Annotated in this window: 16 protein-coding genes; 6 read left to right on the top strand and 10 right to left on the bottom strand. The window is 59.3% G+C overall.

The window, feature by feature from the left end; all coding sequences use genetic code 11:
* Nucleotides 1–27 precede the first annotated feature (27 nt).
* The 4 genes from ACZ5IL_RS14920 to lptF all read right to left on the bottom strand — a co-directional run bounded on the left by ACZ5IL_RS14920 (nt 28) and on the right by lptF (nt 5,833).
* A complete protein-coding gene (locus tag ACZ5IL_RS14920; protein WP_464592637.1) occupies nt 28–987 on the bottom strand; it encodes a peptidylprolyl isomerase in 960 nt (319 codons plus the stop codon).
* Between the two features lie 84 nt (nt 988–1,071).
* Entirely contained in the window at nt 1,072–3,567 is a 2,496-nt protein-coding gene (locus ACZ5IL_RS14915) for an LPS-assembly protein LptD (RefSeq protein ID WP_464592635.1), read from the bottom strand.
* The gene (gene lptG, locus ACZ5IL_RS14910) at nt 3,567–4,664 is read right to left on the bottom strand and encodes an LPS export ABC transporter permease LptG (RefSeq protein WP_464592633.1); all 1,098 of its coding nucleotides are present in this window, start codon (nt 4,662–4,664) and stop codon (nt 3,567–3,569) included. The genes ACZ5IL_RS14915 and lptG overlap by 1 nt, the downstream gene beginning before the upstream one ends.
* Nucleotides 4,661–5,833, bottom strand: a complete 1,173-nt coding sequence (lptF, locus tag ACZ5IL_RS14905; RefSeq protein ID WP_464592631.1) for an LPS export ABC transporter permease LptF — start codon at nt 5,831–5,833, stop codon at nt 4,661–4,663. The genes lptG and lptF overlap by 4 nt, the downstream gene beginning before the upstream one ends.
* Before the next feature lie 357 nt (nt 5,834–6,190).
* On the opposite strand from lptF, the gene ACZ5IL_RS14900 reads away from it, so the two are divergent.
* From ACZ5IL_RS14900 to ACZ5IL_RS14890, 3 genes are all read left to right on the top strand, one after another.
* Nucleotides 6,191–7,693 carry a leucyl aminopeptidase gene (locus tag ACZ5IL_RS14900; RefSeq protein ID WP_464592629.1) on the top strand — a complete coding sequence of 501 codons (1,503 nt, stop codon included), beginning with the start codon at nt 6,191–6,193 and terminating at the stop codon, nt 7,691–7,693.
* On the top strand, nt 7,690–8,142 hold the full coding sequence (locus ACZ5IL_RS14895; RefSeq protein WP_464592628.1) for a DNA polymerase III subunit chi: 453 nt from the start codon (nt 7,690–7,692) through the stop codon (nt 8,140–8,142). The genes ACZ5IL_RS14900 and ACZ5IL_RS14895 overlap by 4 nt, the downstream gene beginning before the upstream one ends.
* Nucleotides 8,143–8,302: 160 nt before the next feature.
* On the top strand, nt 8,303–8,815 hold the full coding sequence (locus ACZ5IL_RS14890; RefSeq protein WP_464592627.1) for a hypothetical protein: 513 nt from the start codon (nt 8,303–8,305) through the stop codon (nt 8,813–8,815).
* A 133-nt stretch (nt 8,816–8,948) separates the two neighbouring features.
* Here ACZ5IL_RS14890 and ACZ5IL_RS14885 read toward each other — a convergent pair whose 3' ends face one another.
* The 4 genes from ACZ5IL_RS14885 to ACZ5IL_RS14870 form a co-directional block, all read right to left on the bottom strand.
* Nucleotides 8,949–10,829 (bottom strand): ABC-F family ATP-binding cassette domain-containing protein, encoded by a 1,881-nt coding sequence (locus ACZ5IL_RS14885; protein ID WP_464592625.1) that lies wholly within the window; start codon nt 10,827–10,829, stop codon nt 8,949–8,951.
* Between the two features lie 102 nt (nt 10,830–10,931).
* A complete protein-coding gene (locus tag ACZ5IL_RS14880) occupies nt 10,932–11,105 on the bottom strand; it encodes a hypothetical protein (protein ID WP_158081522.1) in 174 nt (57 codons plus the stop codon).
* A 212-nt stretch (nt 11,106–11,317) separates the two neighbouring features.
* Nucleotides 11,318–12,685 carry a peptidoglycan DD-metalloendopeptidase family protein gene (locus ACZ5IL_RS14875; protein WP_464592623.1) on the bottom strand — a complete coding sequence of 456 codons (1,368 nt, stop codon included), beginning with the start codon at nt 12,683–12,685 and terminating at the stop codon, nt 11,318–11,320.
* Nucleotides 12,686–12,784: 99 nt separating this feature from the next.
* A complete protein-coding gene (locus ACZ5IL_RS14870; protein ID WP_464592621.1) occupies nt 12,785–13,402 on the bottom strand; it encodes a peroxiredoxin in 618 nt (205 codons plus the stop codon).
* 294 nt (nt 13,403–13,696) lie between these two features.
* Here ACZ5IL_RS14870 and ACZ5IL_RS14865 point away from each other — a divergent pair, with 294 nt between their 5' ends.
* Nucleotides 13,697–17,332: a YhdP family protein gene (locus tag ACZ5IL_RS14865; RefSeq protein ID WP_464592618.1), complete on the top strand. Its 3,636-nt coding sequence runs from the start codon at nt 13,697–13,699 to the stop codon at nt 17,330–17,332.
* A gap of 70 nt (nt 17,333–17,402) precedes the next feature.
* On the opposite strand, the gene tyrS is transcribed toward ACZ5IL_RS14865, so the two are convergent.
* A complete protein-coding gene (tyrS, locus tag ACZ5IL_RS14860) occupies nt 17,403–18,656 on the bottom strand; it encodes a tyrosine--tRNA ligase (protein WP_464592616.1) in 1,254 nt (417 codons plus the stop codon).
* A gap of 158 nt (nt 18,657–18,814) precedes the next feature.
* Between tyrS and ACZ5IL_RS14855 the strand changes: the two genes are divergently transcribed.
* Nucleotides 18,815–19,915, top strand: coding sequence for an anhydro-N-acetylmuramic acid kinase (locus ACZ5IL_RS14855; protein ID WP_464592614.1), 1,101 nt, complete (start codon nt 18,815–18,817; stop codon nt 19,913–19,915).
* A gap of 111 nt (nt 19,916–20,026) precedes the next feature.
* On the opposite strand, the gene ACZ5IL_RS14850 is transcribed toward ACZ5IL_RS14855, so the two are convergent.
* The gene (locus ACZ5IL_RS14850; RefSeq protein ID WP_079446807.1) at nt 20,027–20,674 is read right to left on the bottom strand and encodes an alpha/beta hydrolase; all 648 of its coding nucleotides are present in this window, start codon (nt 20,672–20,674) and stop codon (nt 20,027–20,029) included.
* A 197-nt stretch (nt 20,675–20,871) separates the two neighbouring features.
* Here ACZ5IL_RS14850 and ACZ5IL_RS14845 point away from each other — a divergent pair, with 197 nt between their 5' ends.
* Entirely contained in the window at nt 20,872–22,032 is a 1,161-nt protein-coding gene (locus ACZ5IL_RS14845) for a cysteine desulfurase family protein (RefSeq protein WP_464592612.1), read from the top strand.
* The last annotated feature ends 59 nt before the right edge of the window (nt 22,033–22,091 follow it).

Genomic DNA, 22,091 nt, shown 5'->3' with positions numbered 1-22,091 from the left:
GCATCACCCCGCTGGACACGGGAAACGTCATTTGTCGTCTTTCTCTGGCCGACTCTCACGATATTCGATCATCGCGGATCTTCGAATATCGTCCAGGTAGGACTTTGACCGCTTCTCATACTTGTCGGCAAACATTTTTTCCCGAATTTCCTTTTTCTTCGGGGTGTCCACGCTGGTTACCTTCTTTTCGCATACTGCTACCATTTCGATGCCCTGCCGCGTGATTTCTGGTGGAGTCAGATGCCCCACGGGCGTCTTATCGAGCAGATCTCGAAGCGTAGGTGGCAGATCGGCGGACGTTTTTGTGACCGGATCGCGTAGGGTGGCATTCCGCATCGCCTTGACAGTGCGAACGGCGTCCGAGCAAGACTGAATGCGCTCGCGCAAAGAATTGGCCTCATTGCGCCGCGCCTCCACCACGGGACCTGCTGCGCCACGCGGAACGATCAAGACAACGGGACGCATGTGGTATTCGACCCCCTCGATTTTCGATTTATCCTCGCCGCTATTCTTCAGCACTTCATTGACATCACGATCGCTCACAAGAAGACTTTCCTTGAAGCGGCCACGCACAAGGCTTCCCCAAACAAGATCAGCTCTCAGGCGCGCCTTGATCGTTTCCGGACGAACTCCCTGAGAGGCGATCGATTTTGTCAGCTGTTCGGGCGACATCCCCATCCGCGCGCCCATACTGGCGTATGCCTGATCAATATCCGTCGAAGTCGGGTTCACGCCGAACTTCTTGGCCTCCCTGATCTTCACCTTTTCGCCGATCAACTCTTCGATCACCTCCTGCCGGGGCGGAGATTTGTGGGTGGATATCTTAATCAGGCGGATGCGCTGCTCGATATCAAAAGTGGTGATCGGCTCGCCGTTGACCATGACCGCGACCGACTGAGCAAGCAGCGGCGAGTTCAAGCTGACGAACGAAAGAAACGCGAATAAGGCCAGACGGCTCAACGGCCGGAAGAGCAAGGTCATTTTCATGTCAGTGCGCGCTAGCAGGTCTCTTGTCGACGGGGTCTGAGTCAATCAGGCAACACAGCCTGCCTTTCAACGGGCATCACTTGTTTAGCGGATGCCAGATCCGGTCGACCCGCCGCGGGTCTGGCCCAAGGTTCTCAGTCCAAGCTGAAGCATAAAAGCATGGTTAAGCTGGGGCGGCGTTGCTCCCGCAGAGTAAATGTATGACGTCACGTAGTTGAGGCCGAGAACAAAACAATCGTCCACGTAGCCCGCGCCGACTGCATACTGGTTGATTTGATTAGCTTCGAGATCCCAGCGTGCCGCACCCTGCACAACCCAGTTGGATGCAACCTTTATGGAACCGGTGCCTAAAAGACCTCGGCGCCTTGTGAGGAACCCGAGGCTGGGCTGCTCCGCATAATCGCCGTACAAGATGCTCCCGGACCACCGGTAGAAACTGGCGCGGCCTTCGGCCTCGAAGCGCTGCACATTCAAGGTCGCCTCATCAATGCGCGCGCGGGTGCTGAACGTGAAGATGCTGTTCGGTGAATAATTGACGCTTGTGACGTAGTCGGATTGCGGGCGCTGCAAGCCGGAATTGACGCCGGTATTGGTGATATCCGCAACGGCAAACGAGTTCAGGCCGAACATCTGATAGGACTGTCCGAACAGAAAGTTGATCGCGCCGCCCTGATCGAATTGAGTCGTCGCCTGTGCGCCGAAGTTAGCGCGGCCGCCACCCTCGACACGGTCATAACCGGAGAATTTGTCCACGCTGAAGAGGTTGCTGGCGTCGAAGACCAGGCTTTGCGCATCCTCATTCGGCAGCTTGCCCGCATAGCTTTCATTCGGACGGATGATGACCTGCGCGATCGGTTCGATCGTTGTGGTGCCCCAGGGCTGAACGTTGATGAAGGGATAGCGATATTCGAGGCCCACAACGGGCATGAGGCGGAGTGCCTGCGTGGTGCCGGGCTGGATGAAATTGGACACGCCCGGCTGGTTCGAGATGTCAGCATTGATGGCGTCGGCGCGAAGCGAAGCGAACGGCGTCCAGATCTGACCAAAGGAATCGGTGAACGAAGTCCGCCACTGTGCTTGTGCGGTCAAGCGCGTATATGTTCCCGGTATACCTCGAAGCAAACAATTGGCCGGTGTTCTCGCTGCTGGGTCAGCCGACGTTGGCGCGCACACGAACGTGGTATTCGCCAGCGTCGAGATAGGATCGAACTGCGCCTGATCACGCGCAAGATTGACGAAGTTGAACTTGTAGCTGAATTCGCCGCCAATGACCGAATGGTTGATGACATTCGAATAGTCGATGACAGGCGCAACCACCGGAACCAGGCTCTGATTGCCCGAGAAGCTCAGGTAGTGAATCGCGCGGGCGTCGAAGTAGCTACGGTTACCGACGCCGGTTAGATAGAGTTGCGAGATCGCTTCGGTCGGCAGAGTCAGGAACGATTGCATCAAGTCCCTGTACTGCTTCAACCGGTAATCGGAGAAGAAGAAGTAGTCGCTTAATAGAACGCCATCCCAACCCCAGACCCATTTATCGTTCAAGGCAAACTGGCCTTTGGTATCCACACCGCCGCGGAAGTCCCGGTTGCCGGGACCAGAACCGAAGGCGTCCGGATCAAGCTGATTGATGCCATAGGCACGGATTTGATAGGCGCCGTCCATGAGACGCTGCCTGAACTCGCCTTGCATCAACACGCCTTGTCGCGTGGTGAATCGGGGAGAAATGGTCAGGTCGTAGTCCGGCGCGAGCGCGAAATAGTAGGGAACCTCGACCCCGACCCCGTAGGGAGAATAGGACGTAAAGGTGGGCACCAGGAAGCCGCTTTTGCGCTTCACAGTCGGATCTGGTGTTGAGAAGAAAGGCATATAGGCCATAGGCACGCCGTAGAATTCCAATCGGGCGTCCTCGAAGTACAACATCTTCTCGGTCTGATCGTGAATGATGCGGGCACCCTTGACCTGCCAAAGCGGGGGCTTTTTCGGATTCTCCCTGCAGGGCGCGCAGGCTGTATAGACGCCGTTCTCGAATACCGTGTAGTTGCCCTTGGTCCGATCGGCCCGCGTTGCGGCCATGCGCGTCGCATCGGCAGTGTCAACTCTCAGCGAATCGACGAATCCGTCCCGGTAGTCGTCGCTCAAATCGAGGATATTGGCGTAGGTGACCTTGCCTTCCGCATCAGTCATGCGGATGTTGCCTTCGGCATGGAGCCGCTTGGTTTTCTGGTCGTAGATGACCTTGTCCGCCTCGACGCTCGTGCCGTTGTAGAACATCTGCACATTGCCGACGGCCGACACGCGAGAATTGTTGTAGTCGTAGTCGAGCTCGGTGGCTTGAACGAGCATCTGCCCGTCATTCTGACGTGGCGGCGGCGTAGGCTTGGGCGGGCGGGGATTGTAAGTGAAGCTTTGTGCCACAGCCGGAGTAGTTGCGACGACGTCAATCACAGCGGCGGCAATCAGTCCGAGAACGGCCGCTGTCAGCGAGGCCGGAATCACGGACGCACCAGACCGACGGCGGCGCAGTGAGACGCGCCGCTCGCGAACAGGCGAGCGCTTACGGAGGGTGGCGATTGCAGCCACTATCCGTCCTCCTGATGCAGCAAGACCAAAAAGCCGGTGAGGCTGCCGACACAGACCGGCAGCCACGCCGCAGCGATTGGATTCATCAGCTCGGCCTTGCTCAAATCCTCAGTTACCTTAGACAGGACATAGAGCAGAAAGCCCGAACCCACGCCACTTAAAACCATCTTTTGCACCCCGCCGAAGCGGAAGAAGCGGAGGCTCACCGAGGCCGCCAGCATCACCATTGCAGCCAGCAAAAACGGCTGTGCGATGAGTTTGTGGTATTGCAGCCGGTATCCTGCGGTTGCAAATCCTGAGCTCTCGGACGATCTGATATAACCCGGCAGTTGCCAAAATGACACAGTTTCGGGGGTAGAGAAGCTGTTTTGGACCTGTGCCGGCGTCAGACTGGTCGGAAGGATAAAGATTTCCTGCTCGACCGGCGGATTGTCGAGCGTAAACCGGCGAACGCCTTTGAACAGCCAGCGGCCGTCTTCCAGGGCTGCTTCGCGTGCCTCGATACGTTCCTTGAATTTGGAATGGGGATCGAACGTGAACACGGTGAGCCCCGTCAAGCGCACGCCTTGCTGCTCACTGCGCGCCGCATTGATGATAGCCTGACCGTCGTCGGTCACTTGGTTGATCCAGAAACCGGACGCGTCCTGGAGACCTCCTCCGGAGACACCGCCAAACAGTTCGGCCTCCATCCGCTTGGACAATTCCCGCAGGTTGGCAGACAAAGGATTGTAGACCGTGGTGGCGAGGGCGCCGAGCACGATCGCGCACACGAGCGCCGGCGAGATGAATTGCCACGCCGAAACGCCGGCGGCGCGGGCCACCACCAGTTCAAGCTGCCGCGACAGTGCGAGATAGCACGTCATGGCGCCGATCAGGATACAGAACGGGGTCAGTTTCTCAAGGAGCTGGGGCACCCTGAAAAGCGATGTTTCCGCAACCACCAGTGCCGATGCCGACGCAAGCCCGGACGTCCTCCGGACCATTTCAATGTAATCGACAAGAACGAGGAGCAGAAAAATGCTGACGAAAACGCCGAGCGCGGCCACCATGAAGCGGCCAGCAAAATAACGACCCAACGTGTTCGTCAACATGCTCATGCGAGGGCCGGTCTCTTCCTCAGCAGGCGGAGGAGCCGCTCATTCGATCTGTTGATCGCCTCCGTTAACGCGGCGGATGGTTCGAGCACGATTCCAGCAACGATCACCCGCAAGCAGATACCAATTGCCCCGAAAAGAAGAAGGTATTGCAGGAGCGCGGCCATCGGCGATTTCACAGTCATGACCGAAAGCGCGAAGCCTGCCATACGAAGGCCGAACACCGCCGCAATTGCCGCTCCCATGGAGAAATTGCGACTCTGACGCGTGGTGCGCGGTGTTCCGAGGAATGCGAAGGTCAGCGCTGCAAAGGCAAACGGATAGATCGGGGCGGTGAATCGATCGTGAAGCTCGGCGCGGAATTGGCCGGGCATCTGCTGAACCAGCGTGTCCTTCTGATCGGGAGCAATCAACTCCCAAAGGTAACGTTCACGAATGCCATAAATAACGTCATGCCCTCGATTGGAGAATTTCGACATGTCGAACGCATAGCGGTCAAACGCGACCATGGCCGGTTCGCGCTTGCCCGTCTCGAATCTCTCCAAGTGCCCATCTTCCAGAATAAGAAACGATCCCTGGTCGTTCTTCATCACCGTTCCGTGGTCGGCGATGATACTGAGGCGCTCTTCAGGATTACGGCGATCATCAATGAAAATTCCGGCGAGCTGGCCACCAGGCTGTCGTTCCCGAATACGAATTGTCAGATTCGGATCCAGTTGCGCAAATCGGCCGGGTTGCAGAACGTTCGCCAGAACGTCGGCGGTGATCTCGGCATCCCATCGCTTCAACCGACGCATCCCATCAGGCGCAAGGTAGGCCGCGATGAACGCCACCAGCAAGGCCACAATCACCGTTGCATAGATGAACGGCCGGAAGAGCCGGAACGGCGATAGGCCGGCGGCGTTCATCACGATGATTTCCGAGTCCGTAGCAAGCTTGTGGAGGGTGTGCGAGATCGCGATCATCAGCGCAATCGGGGAGATGATCAGCACCAGCACGGGGATAGCAAGGCTGGTGATCCCAAGAAACGTCAGGATGGTCTGTCCCTGGCTTGTCATCAGGTCGATTCCGCGCAACGCCTGCGTAATCCAGATCACCCCTGTCAGGCTGACCAGGACCACCACAAACGACGCCAGCGTCGTCCGGAAAATATACTTGTCGATAGACCCCATCGGTCTGAACGATCCCCAATCTTTCAGGCAAACACATCCGGCAACGCCAGACCGCGACCGAGACGTCCCCAGCGTCCCGCCATGTTTTACCTGACTCGCCTCTCAGTACCATCCCTTTGATCTGTCAACAAAATGGCCGAGCCTTAATGTCCGTCGATTATAGTTAAAATCCGGAATATGTGACCCTGCAGCCACGGCGACAGGGGTCAATTGCGCTCAAAGCGAATTTGTAGCAACGGCGCCGAAAGCTGACACGGTGTTGAACCCTTGGCAGCGTTGCCGTTGACAGGTCATAGTCGCTAAGTCACACGCTGGCCCGATTTCGAGGCCGCACCACCCTGATCCTGGAGGTTTCCGATGCCCGACGCCGTCAAGGTGGGCTTTGTTCCTGTTTCGACCGCTTCGCGCGGGACCCTCGTAGTATTTTGCGATGATGCGCTAAAGTTCGGCCAAGCCGCGAGCAAGGCTCTCGGGTCGTCAACCGCACTTGTCAAACGGGCGGCTGCAGCCAATCAGTTCAAAGGCAAAAGCGCGACGACACTCGATATTCTCGCGCCGGAGGGGCTCAAGGCTAATCGCCTGATCGTTGTGGGTGCCGGCAAAACGTCGGCTCTCAAAAGCAGCGATTTCTTGAAATTCGGCGGTGTTCTTGCGGGAAAGATTCGTAGCGATAACGGCGGCGTCACGATCATTGCGGAGCTGCCATCCGCAATAATGGGTCCGGATCAGTCGGCGTCGCTGGCTTCCGGTATCCGGTTACGCGCTTACAAATTCGATCGTTACAAGACGCGGAAAAAGGACGGCGACGATGCGGTATTGCACGCCGATATATCGATAGCGGTCGCCGACGTCGCCGCAGCAAAGAAGGCGTTCGCGCCGGTCAATCACGTTGTCGATGGTGTCATTATCGCACGCGACCTAGTGAACGAACCGCCGAATGTACTTTATCCGGAGGAGTTCGCGCGGCGCGCAAGCCAGTTGCGCGCGATCGGGGTCGGTATCGACGTCCTTGACGTCAAGGCGATGACCAAACTTGGCATGGGGGCGTTGCTGGGTGTGGGGCAGGGATCGGCACGGCCCAGCCGGACGGTCGTCATGCGCTGGAATGGCGGCAAGAAGGGCGAACCACCCGTCGCTTTCGTCGGCAAGGGCGTTTGCTTCGACACCGGCGGAATCTCGATCAAATCCGCCAGCGGCATGGAAGACATGAAGGGTGACATGGGCGGGGCGGCCTGTGTGGTGGGGTTGATGCACGCGCTCGCCTCGCGCAAGGCGAAGGTGAATGCTGTCGGCGTCATCGGCCTTGTCGAGAACATGCCGGACGGCAACGCGCAGCGGCCCGGGGATATCGTGACGTCAATGTCAGGGCAGACCATCGAAATCATCAACACCGACGCCGAGGGCAGGCTGGTCCTTGCAGACGTGCTCTGGTACGTCGTCCGCAAGTTCAAGCCGAAGGTGATGGTTGATCTCGCTACGCTCACCGGCGCGATCATGGTGGCGCTCGGCACCGCCCACGCCGGCATGTTCTCCAACAATGACGAACTGTCGGAGCGACTGACGAAAGCAGGCTTGGAGACCGGTGAGCGGGTCTGGCGGATGCCCCTTGCGCCTGAATACGACAAGCTGATCGACTCGCAGTTCGCTGACATGAAAAACACCGGCGGCCGCTATGGCGGCTCGATCACGGCTGCTCAATTTTTGCAACGGTTCATCGACGATACGCCGTGGGCGCATCTCGACATCGCGGGAACGGCGATGGGCGCTCCCAAATCCGACATCAATCAGAGTTGGGGATCCGGATTCGGCGTGCGGTTGCTGGATCGCCTCGTCGCGGAGCATTACGAAACGCAGCGATGACGGAAGTTCTGTTCTACCATTTGCAGAACATGTCGCTTGAAAAAGTTCTGCCACCGCTGCTCGAGAAAACCTTCGAACGCGGATGGCGCGCCGTCGTACATACAACATCAGAGGAGCGCGCCGATGCGCTCGATGCGCATCTATGGTCCTATCGTGACGATTCTTTCCTGCCGCATGCGACGTGGCGGATCGAGGACGCCAGCGAACAGCCGATTATCCTGACAGTCGACGGCCGAAATCCCAACCGGGCCACCGTCAGATTTCTAATCGACAGTGCTCCACTTCCGGACAGTCCTGATACCTACGAACGGCTGGTGCTGATCTTCGACGGCGACGATAGTGGCGCGCTAGATGCCGCGAGGACCGTCTGGACAGAGTGCAAGTCACGAGGGTTTGAGGCGACCTACTGGCAGCCTGACGAAACTGGACGCTGGCAGCGTCGCAAGTAGCCAGATAGAGCGGTTGTAATTTGATGATACTTGAAGCTTTCTGCTCAGACACTAAGGTCCAGCCATGGTCACGCCGCAAATAGGTGGTGGGACAGGTTTTCTACGATCCGTCGGGATAAAATTCGTCGTGAGACAGCCCAGATTTCGCCGAAGGGCCTTGATGTCGCTCCTTCTGATGGCGCCGCTTGTATCGGGCTGCGGCAGCGCATCGGATATTTTGTCGTCAGATCTGCTGTCGAAGGATGCGGACTGGTTTTCGCGATCCGGCAGGGTGTTCGTCAAAAACGTTTCGATTGAAACACCGCCGCTCACGCCGGACAAGCCGGTCGCGCCGGACGACCTCATCAGTGCGGACGGTCTTTGTACGGGGATGGCGCCGCCGATCGGCGCAGGGGGTGCACCCTCCGACAACGCTACCGCTGCTCCGCCAACTGCAACGGGTACCGTGGCGTTAGGTCATACCGAATGCGACGTGACGCGCGGCATTGGCGTCGCACCAGACCATGTCAGTCTCTCCAACAATCCGGGGGGAGATCGTGTTGCAGTCTTGACGTTCCTGAGGGGACCACGCGCCGGAACTTATACATTTTCGGCGGGACGTCTGTCCTCGATCGAGCGGGCGCCTGAACTAGCAGCACCTCAGAAGCCGGAGCGGCGAACGAAAAAACGGTAGGAGCGTGAGCTGGAGCTCCGCTTCTGAAAGGATCGAAATCCTTGCTCTATGATTTTGATTTAACGCGTTTTCTTCACGCAAAGCAGCATCCGCTGCGCTTGAGAATACTAAAGTTTTTCAGCAACGGTTTCCGTCAGCTTGGGGCGTTATCGTAGGACGAGCTGGCCTCCAGCCATTCCTCCTCGGCGCGCTGCAGGGCGTCGACCGCGCTGGCCCGTGCCTTTGTGAGTTGCGCCGCCTGTTTAGGCTCCCGCTTGAACAGATCCGGCAACGCAAGGGCGACGTCGATTTTTTCGATGATGCTGGTGATTCGCTCGATCTCGGCCTCGGCGGCCGTAATCTTCTGTTTGAGCGGCGCGCGCCGTTCGATCCTCTCTCGCCGCGGCTTGTCACGGCCGTCGTCGCGCTCGCCAGACGACCCGCGGTCGCGACCGTTTGTGCGGAGGCCGCGTGCCGACAAAACCGCGCGGCGGTAATCGTCGAGGTCACCGTCGTAAGGAGTAACGGCGCGGTCTGCAACAACCCACAGCCGGTCGGCGCAGGCCTCAATCAGATAGCGGTCATGCGAGACCATAATGACAGCACCGGGATATTCGTTGATTGCTTCGGCAAGCGCGGCTCGGCTGTCGATATCGAGATGGTTGGTCGGCTCGTCAAGAATGATCATGTTGGGGGCGAAGAACGTCGCAAGCCCGAGTAAAAGGCGCGCCTTTTCGCCACCCGAAAGGCTTCGAACAAGGGTGTCGCCCGCCTTGCCTGAAAAGCCGATGCCTCCCACGCGAGCGCGAATTTTTGTTTCGGGGGCATCTGACATCAGTCGCCGCACATGATCGTAGGGCGAGCCGTCGAGGTTCAGTTCGTCGGTCTGATGCTGGGCGAAATAGCCGATCGATAGCTTGTCGGCGCGCACCACTTTGCCAGCGAACGGTTGCAGCTTGCCGGCGAGCAGTTTGACGAGGGTGGACTTGCCGTTGCCGTTGGCGCCGAGCAGGGCGATACGATCGTCCTCGTCGATCCGCAAGGTTACGCGCTTGAGGACTGGCGATTCCCGATCGTAACCTACGACTGCCTCGTCAACGGCAATGATCGGCGGCGACAACAGCTTGTCCGGCACGGGAAACGAAATCTCGCGCACGTCTTGTGTCACCAGCGCCGTCACGGGCTTCATGCGCTCGAGCATCTTCACGCGCGACTGCGCCTGGCGTGCCTTCGAGGCCTTGGCCTTGAAGCGATCGACGAAATCTTGAAGCCGCTTGCGTTCGTCGGCCTGCCGCCTGGCGTGCTTGGCATCGAGCATCTCGCGGGCAGCACGCTGGTCCTCGAACGAGGAGTAGGTGCCCTTGTAGAGGGTGAGCTTGCCGCGATCGAGGTGCAGGATCTGATCGACGGATGTGTCGAGCAGGTCGCGGTCGTGGCTGATGATGATGACCGTGCGCGGGTAGTGCGCGAGGTGATCTTCCAGCCAGAGCGTTCCTTCGAGATCGAGGTAATTGGTCGGCTCATCCAACAGCAACAAATCGGGTGCAGCAAAGAGGGTTGCCGCGAGCGCGACGCGCATACGCCAGCCGCCAGAGAATTCCGAACAGGGGCGGGCTTGGTCCGCCGTTGAAAATCCGAGACCGCTCAGGATCGACGCCGCGCGTGCGGGTGCGGAATGGGCGTCGATATCGACGAGACGCGTCTGGATGTCGGCGATGCGGTGCGGATCGCGAGCAATTTCGGCTTCATGCAGCAGCGCGTGGCGTTCGATGTCGGCCTTCAGCACCACCTCGATCAGGCTTTCAGGGCCGTCGGGAGCTTCTTGTGCGAGGCTACCGACGCGCCAGCGCGGCGGAACGGCAATGGTCCCCGTTTCCGTCGGCAGCTCACCGCGTATGGCATGGAACAGCGTCGATTTTCCGACGCCGTTACGCCCGACGAAGCCGACACGAGCGCCGGGCACGATCTGAACAGAGCTATGGTCGATCAGCAGCCGTCCGGCGATGCGGATCGAAATATCGGTGATGGACAGCATGGTTGTTTTTCACCGCTGCGCCGGCCAAACGCAACTCGTTTGTGGTCGTTCGGGAGCAAATACGGCGAAGGCTTCAACCGAAACGAGACCAGCGCAAGGAGGTCAGCCGTGGCCGTCCTGCGCGCTCAGCTGCTGCAACAGCACCTGAAGCCGGAAAGGTAGTTCCGGCTCTTCCGGCCGCAGGTCGGTTCGCAGCCGCTCGCCGATCGCTTTCGCGACCTCTTTGCTGGTCTGCGGATCAATCCGATCGGCGCTTTCAGCGATTCGGTCGGGCATTGTCGTTCAGTGTCCCTGCGGTGCGCTAGAGAATTAAGCCCCGAAGCGGCAAATTGTTTCGGGGATATGGCCTATCGCATGCAGTATCTGCAAGCTCGAGGATAACAGCCGATGTGGAAATCAAACGTTTGGACGGGCCAAGGTCTCGGAAATCGGAGGCCGGGCCGGCCCCGCGTACACAAAACCGGGGCCGAGCAAGTCGTTATTCTTGGCTAGCCATTGTTCAAGCGCGTGCCCGCTCGCAGAAATTTCTGAGGATCGACAGCTTCCCCGTCGATCCTTGTTTCGTAGTGCAGGTGCGGACCCGTCGAACGGCCCGTCGATCCGACCTCCCCGATGACCTGTCCGGCCTTGACGGTTTGGCCGATCTTCACATCGATTTCCGAAAGGTGACCGTAGCGGGTCGACAAGCCATTGCCATGATCCACCTCGACCATCCGGCCATAGCCACCCGTCCAGTTCGCGGCGATGACCTTTCCGTTCGCCGTCGTCCGCACGGGGTTTCCCGCCGTAGCGCGAAAATCGAGCCCGGTGTGCATTGCCGGTCGCCCAACGAACGGATCGACGCGAACGCCGAAACCGGACGTGAATTCAAGCTCTCCCACGACCGGCTTGCGATAGGGAACGAGGGCGAGCGCGCGATCCAGCCGGTCGATCTGCGCACGCGTCAGGTTGACGCGGTAAAGCTGACGCTCGAACGGATCAGAATCGGATCGCAGCTTGACAGGCACATAGGGCCCACCCGTGCCGGGATACAGCGTGGCGGTCGCCATCTTCGCCACGCTCAGTCCAAGATCGGAGAAAACTCCACGCATCCGGTGCAGGCGGGAATCCATACCATCCGCGATCAAACTCAACTCGGCGATCTGACGACTCTCGACCCGATCGAGCGAGGATTTCAACTGCAAGAGCCTGTTGTCCTCGCCGGTGACGTTCATGAGCGGGACCGGTTTCGGACGGGCATTGGCCGGCTGGCGAAAGTCAAGGGGCGCGCCTCGATCGGGTAGCGCCTCGGAAGCAGTCGTATCGTTGATCGGCGAGGGCTTTTCAGACCGCGATGAGCCTGCGTCAGCGTCGTTTCCCGCCTTCCGGGCCGACCCTTTGATTGACCCCGTTACTGGAACCTCAGATATCGCACTCAGGGCACCTGCGCGAGATTCAAGCACCGTCTGACGGCGCATGATCTCGTCAAGCTTTCTCTCGAACTGTTCCTGATCGATCAATTGACGGCTGGTGGTACGATCGACCCGCGAGCGCAATTCAGCAATGCGATCTTCGTAGGCATATTGCATGTCTGCCTGCCGCGCGATGAGCCGCGTCAGCACGTCATCGCGGAAGGCGAAATAGGTCGCAGTCGCAGCCGACCAGATCCCGAGCAGCGTGACGGCTCCGACCGCAATCCAGAACACGACCGGGCCAAACCGAACCTGTCTGCTGCCATGGGCAAAGGTGTACCCGCTCCGCTTTTCCCTCATTCCCGGCGACGAGCTAGCCGCTGCCGCGTAGCGCGAAGGGTGTCGATCATGATCGTGAGTGCGATGCGGCGGATACTCGGCACACTGACTGGAACGGTACGGCATCGATACTCCTGTGCCGACCTGAAACAGGCTTCAGGCGGCTCAACTTCGATGCTGATTTGAACCTTTCATGGTTAATTTTCGGAAAATGGCGGTGCGCTTTTACAGTTCTCGCGCTGCCGCGAGCACCTCGTCCGCGTGACCTTCGACCCTGACGCGGCGCCAGATACGAGCGACCCGCCCGGCTTCGTCCACCAGCACGGTTGTACGAAGAACGCCGACGAAAGTCTTGCCATACATGGATTTTTCGCCCCAGGCGTTATACGCTTTCAACATGTCGTGCTTTTCGTCCGAAACAAGAGGAGTGGACAGCTTGTGCTTGTTTCGAAACGATTCCTGAGCCTTTATGGAGTCGGATGACACGCCCATCACAGTCGTTCCACTGGCCGCGAACTCTTTTGCCAGCCGGGTGAAATCCATAGCCTCCCTGATGCAGCCCGGGGTGCCTGCGCGCGGATAGAAGAAGATCACGAGCTTCGTTCCGGCAAAATCGGCAAGCGAAACGCGGGTGCCGTCTTCCCTCGGGAGGTTGAATGGCGGCGCCGGAGAGCCTTCCGCAAGCTCATCTGCTTGTGAGAAGGGCGAAGTCAGGCGTGATTTGGGCTTTCCGCTCGCTGTCATATCGACGTTGCGAGCCGGTTTTATGCGGTTGACCGTCGCAGCCCGGGCAGCCCCAGAACTGTCCGACTTGGAGGATTTCTTGCGTATCTTCTTGGACATACGCCTTCCTTTCGTCGCTTTCCAACGCTCAGTATCCGTTCAACTGCGGCAGGTGCCGAAGGCGAATCGGTCAGACCGCCGCCGCTGTGCATGACTGCCGACCGCGGGTTCGGTTACAAGGAATTCGACGAGTTGTCCGCCCCACATTCTGTTCAAGTGGGCACCAGGAGCCGGATGACGCGTAACACGCCAAATCGGGGATTAGCCGAAGGGCCATCACAGGAACGTTCGCCCGGAAGCGGCGCGCGGACCGATAAGGGCGAAAGCTCCGGACCAAGCGGGCACTGAGAGGCAATGGCTAAAAAGACGCCGATACGAAATCCGAAATTGCACGGCGATCATCAGGTCTCGCAAGGAGAGGGTGCCGGCTGGGACGAGGACGACGACGACGAATTCCAAGATCGTCGCATACGTCGATTGCTGTCACGGTCGGATTCCAGATTCCACAGGGTCGGCGACCGATGCGTGAAATTCAGAAACTGGCTGGCGGGAGAACGCTGGGTCAGACGGCTCGCGATCACCGGCTTGGTCCTGACGGTCATCTTCGCGGGCGGGTTCGGTGCGCTCTGGTGGCGCCTCGGCGCTGGTCCCGTCAATCTCGACATGATGACGCCTTGGCTTGTCGCTGCGATCGAGGAAAACATTGGTCACGACAACACGGTGGAAATTGGCGGCACGCAAATCGAGCGGGCCGGCAGAATTCGTATCGCGGTTCGTATTCGTGACGTCGTCGTCCGTGACCGCGATCATGTCATCGTCGCAAGCGCACCCAAGGCCGAGGTTAGACTGTCCGGTATAGCGCTGTTGACCGGCCGGCTACGTGCCGAAAGTCTCAATCTGGTCGACGCCGAACTTGCGGTTAGAATTACGTCGGACGGCCAAGTCACTGTTTCGACAGGTGATAACGCTAAGCCGCTTGCCACGGGCGTCGCGCCAACGCGACGATCTGACTTGCCATCGACAGCCGTATCCTCCGAAACATCGTTGCCGACACAAGGATCGCAACAATTCCCCGACGCCCCGACCGCAGTGCCGGCGATTTCAGAAGACGGCGGCAACGCGAGCACCTTGTTGGCGGGGTTGGAATGGCTCGACGGCCTCGGCGTAAGGGGGCTTGATGGCCAAAATCTCAACGAGATCGGTCTAAAGAACGGGAGACTGGTGGTTGATGACCAGCAGCGCGGCAACCGTTGGAGTTTTAGCAACATCAGCCTGACCCTTCGCAGGCCGGGCACGGGCGGCGTCGCATTCACTGTCAGCGAAGGCGGCAGCAAGGGGTGGTCGCTTCACGTCACGGTCGGACCGCCCGCGAATGGTGTTCGTCCCATTGATCTCCAAGCCGCTGGCATTCCAGCAAAGAACATTTTGCTGGCTCTTCGCATCAAGGACCTCACTTACAGCGCCGACATGCCGCTCAGCGGCGAACTGAAGGGCGAGATTGGTCGCGACGGCTTGCCCACGTATCTGCGTGGCAGTCTTGTCGCCGGCAAAGGCACGATCATCGACTCCGACACACCGGATTATCCCATGGCGATCGACGAGATCGAAATGAACATGGAATGGGATTCGGGACGGCGTGTCCTGGTGGCACCGTTCAAGATGGTGTCCGGCGAAAATAGAATTACGCTGCTCGCCCGCCTCCAGCCTCCGAATGGCAATATTCCGGACTGGCAGATGGGTTTGAGCGGCGGCACAATCGTGCTCGCCGGCTTCGATGGCGAAGCGCCTCTGATCCTCAATCGCATTGCGATCAACCTGCGTTTCGACACAGAACACAAGCAGGTCATTCTGACTCAAGCCGATATCAGCAACGGCGAAATCGGCGTTGCAGGCACCGGCAGCATCGACTATTCGGGCGCACCAAGCCTGAAGCTGGGCTTTGCCGGGACGCCGATGTCCGCCGCCGCCCTCAAGAGTATGTGGCCGGCTTTGATTGTGCCGGAGTTGCGCGAATGGGTCATTGGGCGAATTGATCGAGGCTCTCTCCAGCGCATTGAAATCGGCGTGAATTCGCCGCTCCACAACCTGTCGCGACGCGGGCCGCCGATGCTGGATGACGGGCTTTCGGTTGACATCGTTGCTCGCAATGTGACCCTGCATCCCGTTGATGAAATGCCCTCGGTCCATGACGCCGACTTAAAGGCGCGGGTGACAGGAAGAACAGCGACGGTAACAATCTCCCAGGCCGCCGCCGATACTCCGTCCGGCCGAAAGCTCAACATTTCCGACGTCGTTTTCGAGGTGCCGGATTTGGCACCCAAACCCGCTCTGGCAAGAGTGAAATTCAGGATCGATGCTCCGGTCCCCGCAGCCGCCGAAATTCTTGTCTCGGACCGCCTCCGCGAATTCACCGATAATTTAATCGATCCGAATTCCAGCAAGGGGACGGTTGCGGCACAGATCGGTTTGGGCCTGCCGCTCACGCGAAAGATCACAAAGGAGGACACGACCTATTCCATCACCGCGGATCTCACGGGTTTTGCCGCCGACAAGCTAGTCATGAATCAGAAGCTTGAAGCGAGCGCGTTAAAGGTAGCCGCCAACAACGAGGGGTATCAGGTCAAGGGCGACGTCAAGATCAACGGCCAGCCTGCTTCGCTGGACTACCGCAAGCCAGCCGCGGGCGATGCAGACATCAAATTGCAGACCACGCTGGATGATGCGAGCCGCGCAAAACTCGGAGTCGATCTCGGCGCAGGAGCGACCGGTTCGATTCCTATCAAGCTGGTCGGGAAGGTTAGCCGCGACAGGGACAGCAAATTCGCCATCGATGCCGATCTCACATCCTTGAAGCTCGACAACGTTCTGCCCGGCTGGGTCAAGCTACCGGGAAAGTCAGGGCACGCGACGTTTAATGTCGTGCATAAAGCGCAATCCACGCGTCTGGAGGACATCGTTATCGACGGCAGCGGCGTCATGATAAAGGGATCGCTGGAGGTCGATCAAAACGGCGATCTGTTGAATGTGAACTTCCCGGTTTACGCACCGTCAGAAGGTGACAGGGCTACCCTGAAGGTGGAGCGAAACTCTGACGGCGTGATGAAGGTCGTCATGCGCGGCGACGTGTTCGACGGCCGCGGCTTTCTCAAATCGACGATCTCGGGAAAGCAGGCCGACGCCAAAAGCAAGTCCAAGAACGTCGATTTCGACATCGACCTGAAGATCGGCGCCGTCGCCGGGTTTTACGGCGAAGCCATTCGCAGCGCGGACGTGAAGATGGCCCGGCGTAATGGATCGGTCCGCAGCCTCACCATGAGTGGCAAGATCGGACGTAATACATCCCTCTCGGGCGATCTGCGTGGGCGTCCGCAGGGCCGCGACGTCATTTTGATCGAGACCAACGACGCGGGCGCGTTCTTCCGTTTTACCGATATCTACGGAAAAATGTTTGGCGGTCAGCTCGCGCTGGCCATGGATCCGCCGACCGCCGAGTCGCGCGCCAAGCAGGGGCTGATCAACGTCCGCGATTTTACGATCAAGGGCGAAACGGCTCTGGATAGCGCTGCGGCGAGTGGCCCTCGGACCGCTCAGAACGGCATTTCATTTTCGCGTCTGCGCGCGGAATTCACCCGGCAGAACGGACAGCTCACGGTCCGCGACGGTGTCGTCAAGGGGCCGACGATCGGCGCGACCATCGAAGGCCAGATCGACTATCCTGCCAACGAAGTTCGCATGAGCGGCACGTTCGTCCCGATGTACGGGCTCAATAACATCTTTGGACAGCTTCCGGTCGTCGGGCTGATCCTTGGCGGCGGTAGCGACGAGGGATTGATCGGCGTGACCTATGAGGTGGTGGGAACCCCGGGGCAACCGCAACTGCGCGTCAACCCGATCTCTGCCATGGCGCCCGGACTGGTGCGCAAGATTTTTGAATTCCAGACCGGAAGAACAGCTAATCAGATCGAGTTTCCGTCACCGACCGACAACTGAACACTCGCCAAATCGCTGCTTGAACGCAGGTGCAACGAAAACCGGAATCAATTCGTACCTCCGGCGCGTGCTATGCAGGCCGCAACAGCACGTGGCGTTTCTTGCCCATTGAGAGCTTGATCACGCCTTCGGGCGTGAGGTGGTCCGGTGTCAGCATCATCTTTTCATCGGCGACGGCGACATCATTAACGCGAAGGCCGCCGCCCTTGATCTGGCGGCGCGCTTCGCCGTTCGAGGCGACGAGACCCGCCTTTACGAACAGCGCGAGCACGCCTGCGCCGCTTGCAAGCTCGCTCCGCGGAATATCCAGCGTGGGAAGGCTCTCGGCGATCGCGCCTTGCTCGAAGGTCGTACGCGCAGTGTCGGCGGCCTTTTCGGCTTCGGCGCGGCCGTGCAGAAGCGCGGTCGCCTCGGTCGCCAGCACCTTTTTGGCTTCGTTAATCTCGGCGTCCCGCAACGCAGCCAGTTTTGTGATCTCGCTCATTGGCAGGATCGTGAACAGTTTCAAGAATTTGACGACGTCGGCGTCCTCGACGTTGCGCCAGTATTGCCAGAAATCGTAGGGGCTGAAGGCGTCCGCATTGAGCCAGACGGCGCCTTGCGCGGTCTTTCCCATCTTCGCGCCCGATGCCGTCGTCAAAAGCGGCGTCGTCAGCGCGAACAACTGAGGCGTTCCCATGCGGCGGCCGAGATCGACGCCATTGACGATATTGCCCCACTGATCCGAGCCGCCCATCTGCAGCCGGCAGCCGGCCCGGCGCGACAGCTCGACGAAGTCATAAGCCTGGCAGATCATGTAGTTGAATTCGATGAAGCTCATCTCCTGTTCGCGCTCAAGGCGGAGGCGAACGGAGTCCATCGTCAGCATGCGATTGACCGAGAAATGCCGACCGATGTCACGCAACATCTCGATCCAGTTGAGCTTGGTCAGCCACTCGGCGTTGTCCAGCATCACCGCGTCGCTCGCGCCCGAACCGTAACGCAGCACCTTGGCGAATACGCCGCGAATGCTAGCCTTGTTGGACTCGATTTCCTCTACGCTGCGGATCGCGCGCGATTCATCCTTGCCGGAGGGATCGCCGACCATGGTGGTTCCGCCACCCATTAGCGTGATCGGTTTGTTGCCGCTCTGCTGGAGCCAGTAGAGCATCATCATGGTCAGGTAGTTGCCGATGTGCAGCGACGGCGCGGTGCAATCGTAGCCGACGTAAGCCGTTGCCTCGCCTTTTGCGACCAACGTATCAAGACCCTCGAGGTCGGAGCACTGATGAACGAAGCCTCGTTCCTGAAGGATGTTGAGAAAATCGGACTTGAAGGCGGCCATGGCTATAGGACCCCGATCGTTCTTGTTAGGCTCTGTCGCAAACTCGATTCCGGTGGATCATGGCCGGACACCGCCACCAAGCTTCGCTGTGTGCCATTATAAGAAGTGTGCGTTCGGCACAAGCCGGCCCGCAGAAGGCAACTGGAGACCGCAAGGCGATGATGACGGCGATCGGTCTGATGAGCGGCACCTCTCTGGACGGCATCGATGTCGCCTTGATCGAAACCGACGGTGAGCGAGTAGCCGCGTTCGGGCCGACCGGTTATCGTCCCTACACGGATTTCGAGCGAGGTTTGTTGCGTGAGGCGCTCGCGGAGGCTGTCAGTTTGTCGCGGCGCGACGCGCGGCCGGGAGCGATCGGCGAAGCCGAGCGCGCCGTGACCTTGGCGCACGCCGAAGCCGTTGCAGCGTTCATCGCGCAAAACCGCATTGCGTGGGAGGATATCGATATCGTCGGCTTCCACGGTCAAACCGTGCTGCATCGGCCCGCTGAGCGGCTGACCGTGCAGATCGGTGACGCGGCGGCTTTGGCGAAAGCGATCCGCGTTCCGGTAATGCACGATTTTCGCGCGGCCGACGTAGCCGCCGGCGGCCAGGGCGCGCCATTCGTCCCTGCCTATCATCGAGCGCTGGCGGAATCGCTCAGTTGCGAGGGGCCGATCTGCGTGGTCAATATCGGTGGCGTTTCCAACATCACCTATATCGACGGCGCCGATACATTGATCGCCTGCGATACCGGACCGGGCAACGCGTTGCTCGACGATTTCATGCTCCGCGTGACAGGCCAGCCGTTCGACCGCGACGGCCGGCTGGCGGTAGAGGGCCATCCCGACGCGGACTGGATCGCGCGCGCCTTGAAGCACCCGTTCTTCACGCTGCCCCCGCCCAAATCTCTCGACCGCAACGATTTCGCTTCGCTCGTTCTGCACGACATGATGCCGACCGATGGTGCCGCAACCCTGACGGCCTTCACCACAGCAGCCATAGCGCGGATTATTCCGCTGCTGCCGAAGATGCCAGAAAAGTGGATCGTCGCTGGCGGCGGCGCCCGCAATCCGATCATGCTTGAGATGCTGCGGGAAAGAGTTGCGCCCGCAACGGTCGAGCCCGCAGATGCGTTCGGTTGGTCGATTGATGCGATGGAGGCGCAAGCCTTCGGCTATCTCGCGGCGAGAGGCCTCAAAGGCTTGCCGTTGAGCTATCCGGCGACTACCGGGGTGCCGGTGCCGATGACCGGCGGCGTGATCGTGCGACCCTGAGCCATCGCCTACCGGTGTGAGTCCGAGGCGGGGCCAACAAGCAATTGCTGCGCAGAAGTGGGATCGTAACGAGGATGGGCCTTGCAAGGGGGCCGGCTTCGCAGCGATGAGCTATCGGATGTTGGCGAGTCTCATATCGAGATAGCTGGTAACCGTCTCCATCAACGGCTCCATCCTGTCCTCGAAGAAATGGTTCGCACCTGGAATGGTTTGCTGATCGATCACGATGCCCTTCTGGGTCTTCAATTTCTCGACCAGCGTCGTGACATCCTTGGCGGGCGCGACGATATCCTTCTCGCCATGGACGATGAGGCCCGACGATGGGCAGGGCGCCAGAAACGAGAAATCGTAACGGTTAGGCTCAGGTGCGATCGAGATGAAGCCTTCCACCTCGGGCCGGCGCATCAGCAACTGCATTCCGATCCAGGCGCCAAAGGAAAACCCGGCCACCCAACAGGCCCGCGCCTCCGGGTTGATGGTCTGCGCCCAGTCGAGTGCCGCCGCGGCGTCCGACAATTCGCCGGTGCCGTGGTCGAACGAGCCCTGGCTACGGCCGACGCCACGAAAATTGAAACGCAGCACAGAAAAACCCCTCGCCACGAAAGCATAGTAGACTTGATAGACGATCGGATGATTCATGCTGCCACGAAACTGGGGGTGTGGATGCAAGACCATCGCTATCGGAGCATTTTTCTGCTTCGCCGGGTGATAGCGACCTTCGAGACGGCCGGCAGGACCGGTAAAAATGACTTCAGGCATCGGAATCCTTGGCAAATCGGCCGCCCACGGGCTGGTTCGGTTCGTAGCCTGACGACGAGGCAACAGGCCCACCGCACGGCGGTGCAGAAAGTGGCCAGTGAACACCGCCGCGTTCTAGCATAGGGCGAGGGGCGAAAAGCAAGCATCTTGCGCGGCTATGTCCGCATTCGCCGAAAATGTCGTATGGTCGCAACCACATGCACGAACGAACTTATCTTGACTGGAACGCAACCGCGCCGCTTCGGCGCGAGGCACGCGACGCAATGGCCGCGGCGTGGGACCTCTTCGGCAATCCTTCATCCGTTCACGCGGAAGGCAGACGAGCGCGAGGGCTAGTAGAAGATGCGCGGGTTAGGGTCGCGGATGCAGTAGGAGGCCGACCCCACAACGTCATCTTTACGTCAGGCGGGACAGAAGCCAACATCTTGGCGTTAACGCCCAGCAGCGGCAAACAGAAACAAAACATTGATAATATTATCATTTCATCTATAGAACACGCCTCGGTCCTAGCAGGGGGCCGGTTTGCGCCGGATCGGGTTGCGCGTCTGCCAGTCCATCGCTCGGGATTGGTGGATCTCCACGCCTTGCGAACATTGCTCGCGCAGGGGCCGTCGGCGCTGGTCTCGATCATGTTGGCCAATAACGAAACCGGCGCCATTCAGCCAGTCGCCGAAGCCGCTCATCTGGTCCACGAAGCAGGTGGTATGCTGCACGTTGATGCGGTTCAGGCTATCGGAAAAATTCATATTGATATCAAAGAATTGAATATCGATCTTCTATCAATTTCTGCGCACAAAATCGGTGGTCCCAAAGGGATGGGCGCATTGGTTCTCGCGGAGAACCAGATCCGTCCGAGTGCGTTGATAAAAGGAGGCGGCCAGGAGCAGGGTGGCCGTGCCGGGACCGAGAATGTGGCCGGCATCGTAGGCTTCGGGGCCGCTGTGATGGCGGCGGAAACAGGCCGCACTACAGACATGGCCCGAGTTCAAACGCTGCGCAACCGGCTTGAGAACGGCTTGAGGCAAACGCCAGGCAGCGTGATCTTCTCGCAGGAGATCGAGCGCCTGCCGAATACGACACTTTTCGGAGTTCCTACCTTGAAAGCGGAGACGGCCGTGATCAGATTTGACCTTGAGGGGGTGGCCGTCTCATCAGGTTCCGCATGCTCGTCAGGCAAAGTGCAGCCGTCGCATGTGCTGAAAGCAATGGGGTACGGCCCGGAAATGACCCGGAGCGCACTACGGTTCTCTCTGGGTTGGGAGACCACGGAGGCAGACGTCGATCGGGCTATTAAGACTTGGCGAAAGCTTTCAGGTGCACTACTAAGGAGAGACGAAACAGGGCTTGAACCATTCTAAGACGGTTTCTTCCTTAGAATCGCAGCAAGCCACCAAGAATTCAATCCACCGTGGTCCTT

Source organism: Nitrobacter sp. CN101 (assembly GCF_055390255.1).
The sequence above is the reverse complement of the archived record's forward strand: the minus strand, read 5'-3'. Positions and strand labels throughout refer to the sequence as shown.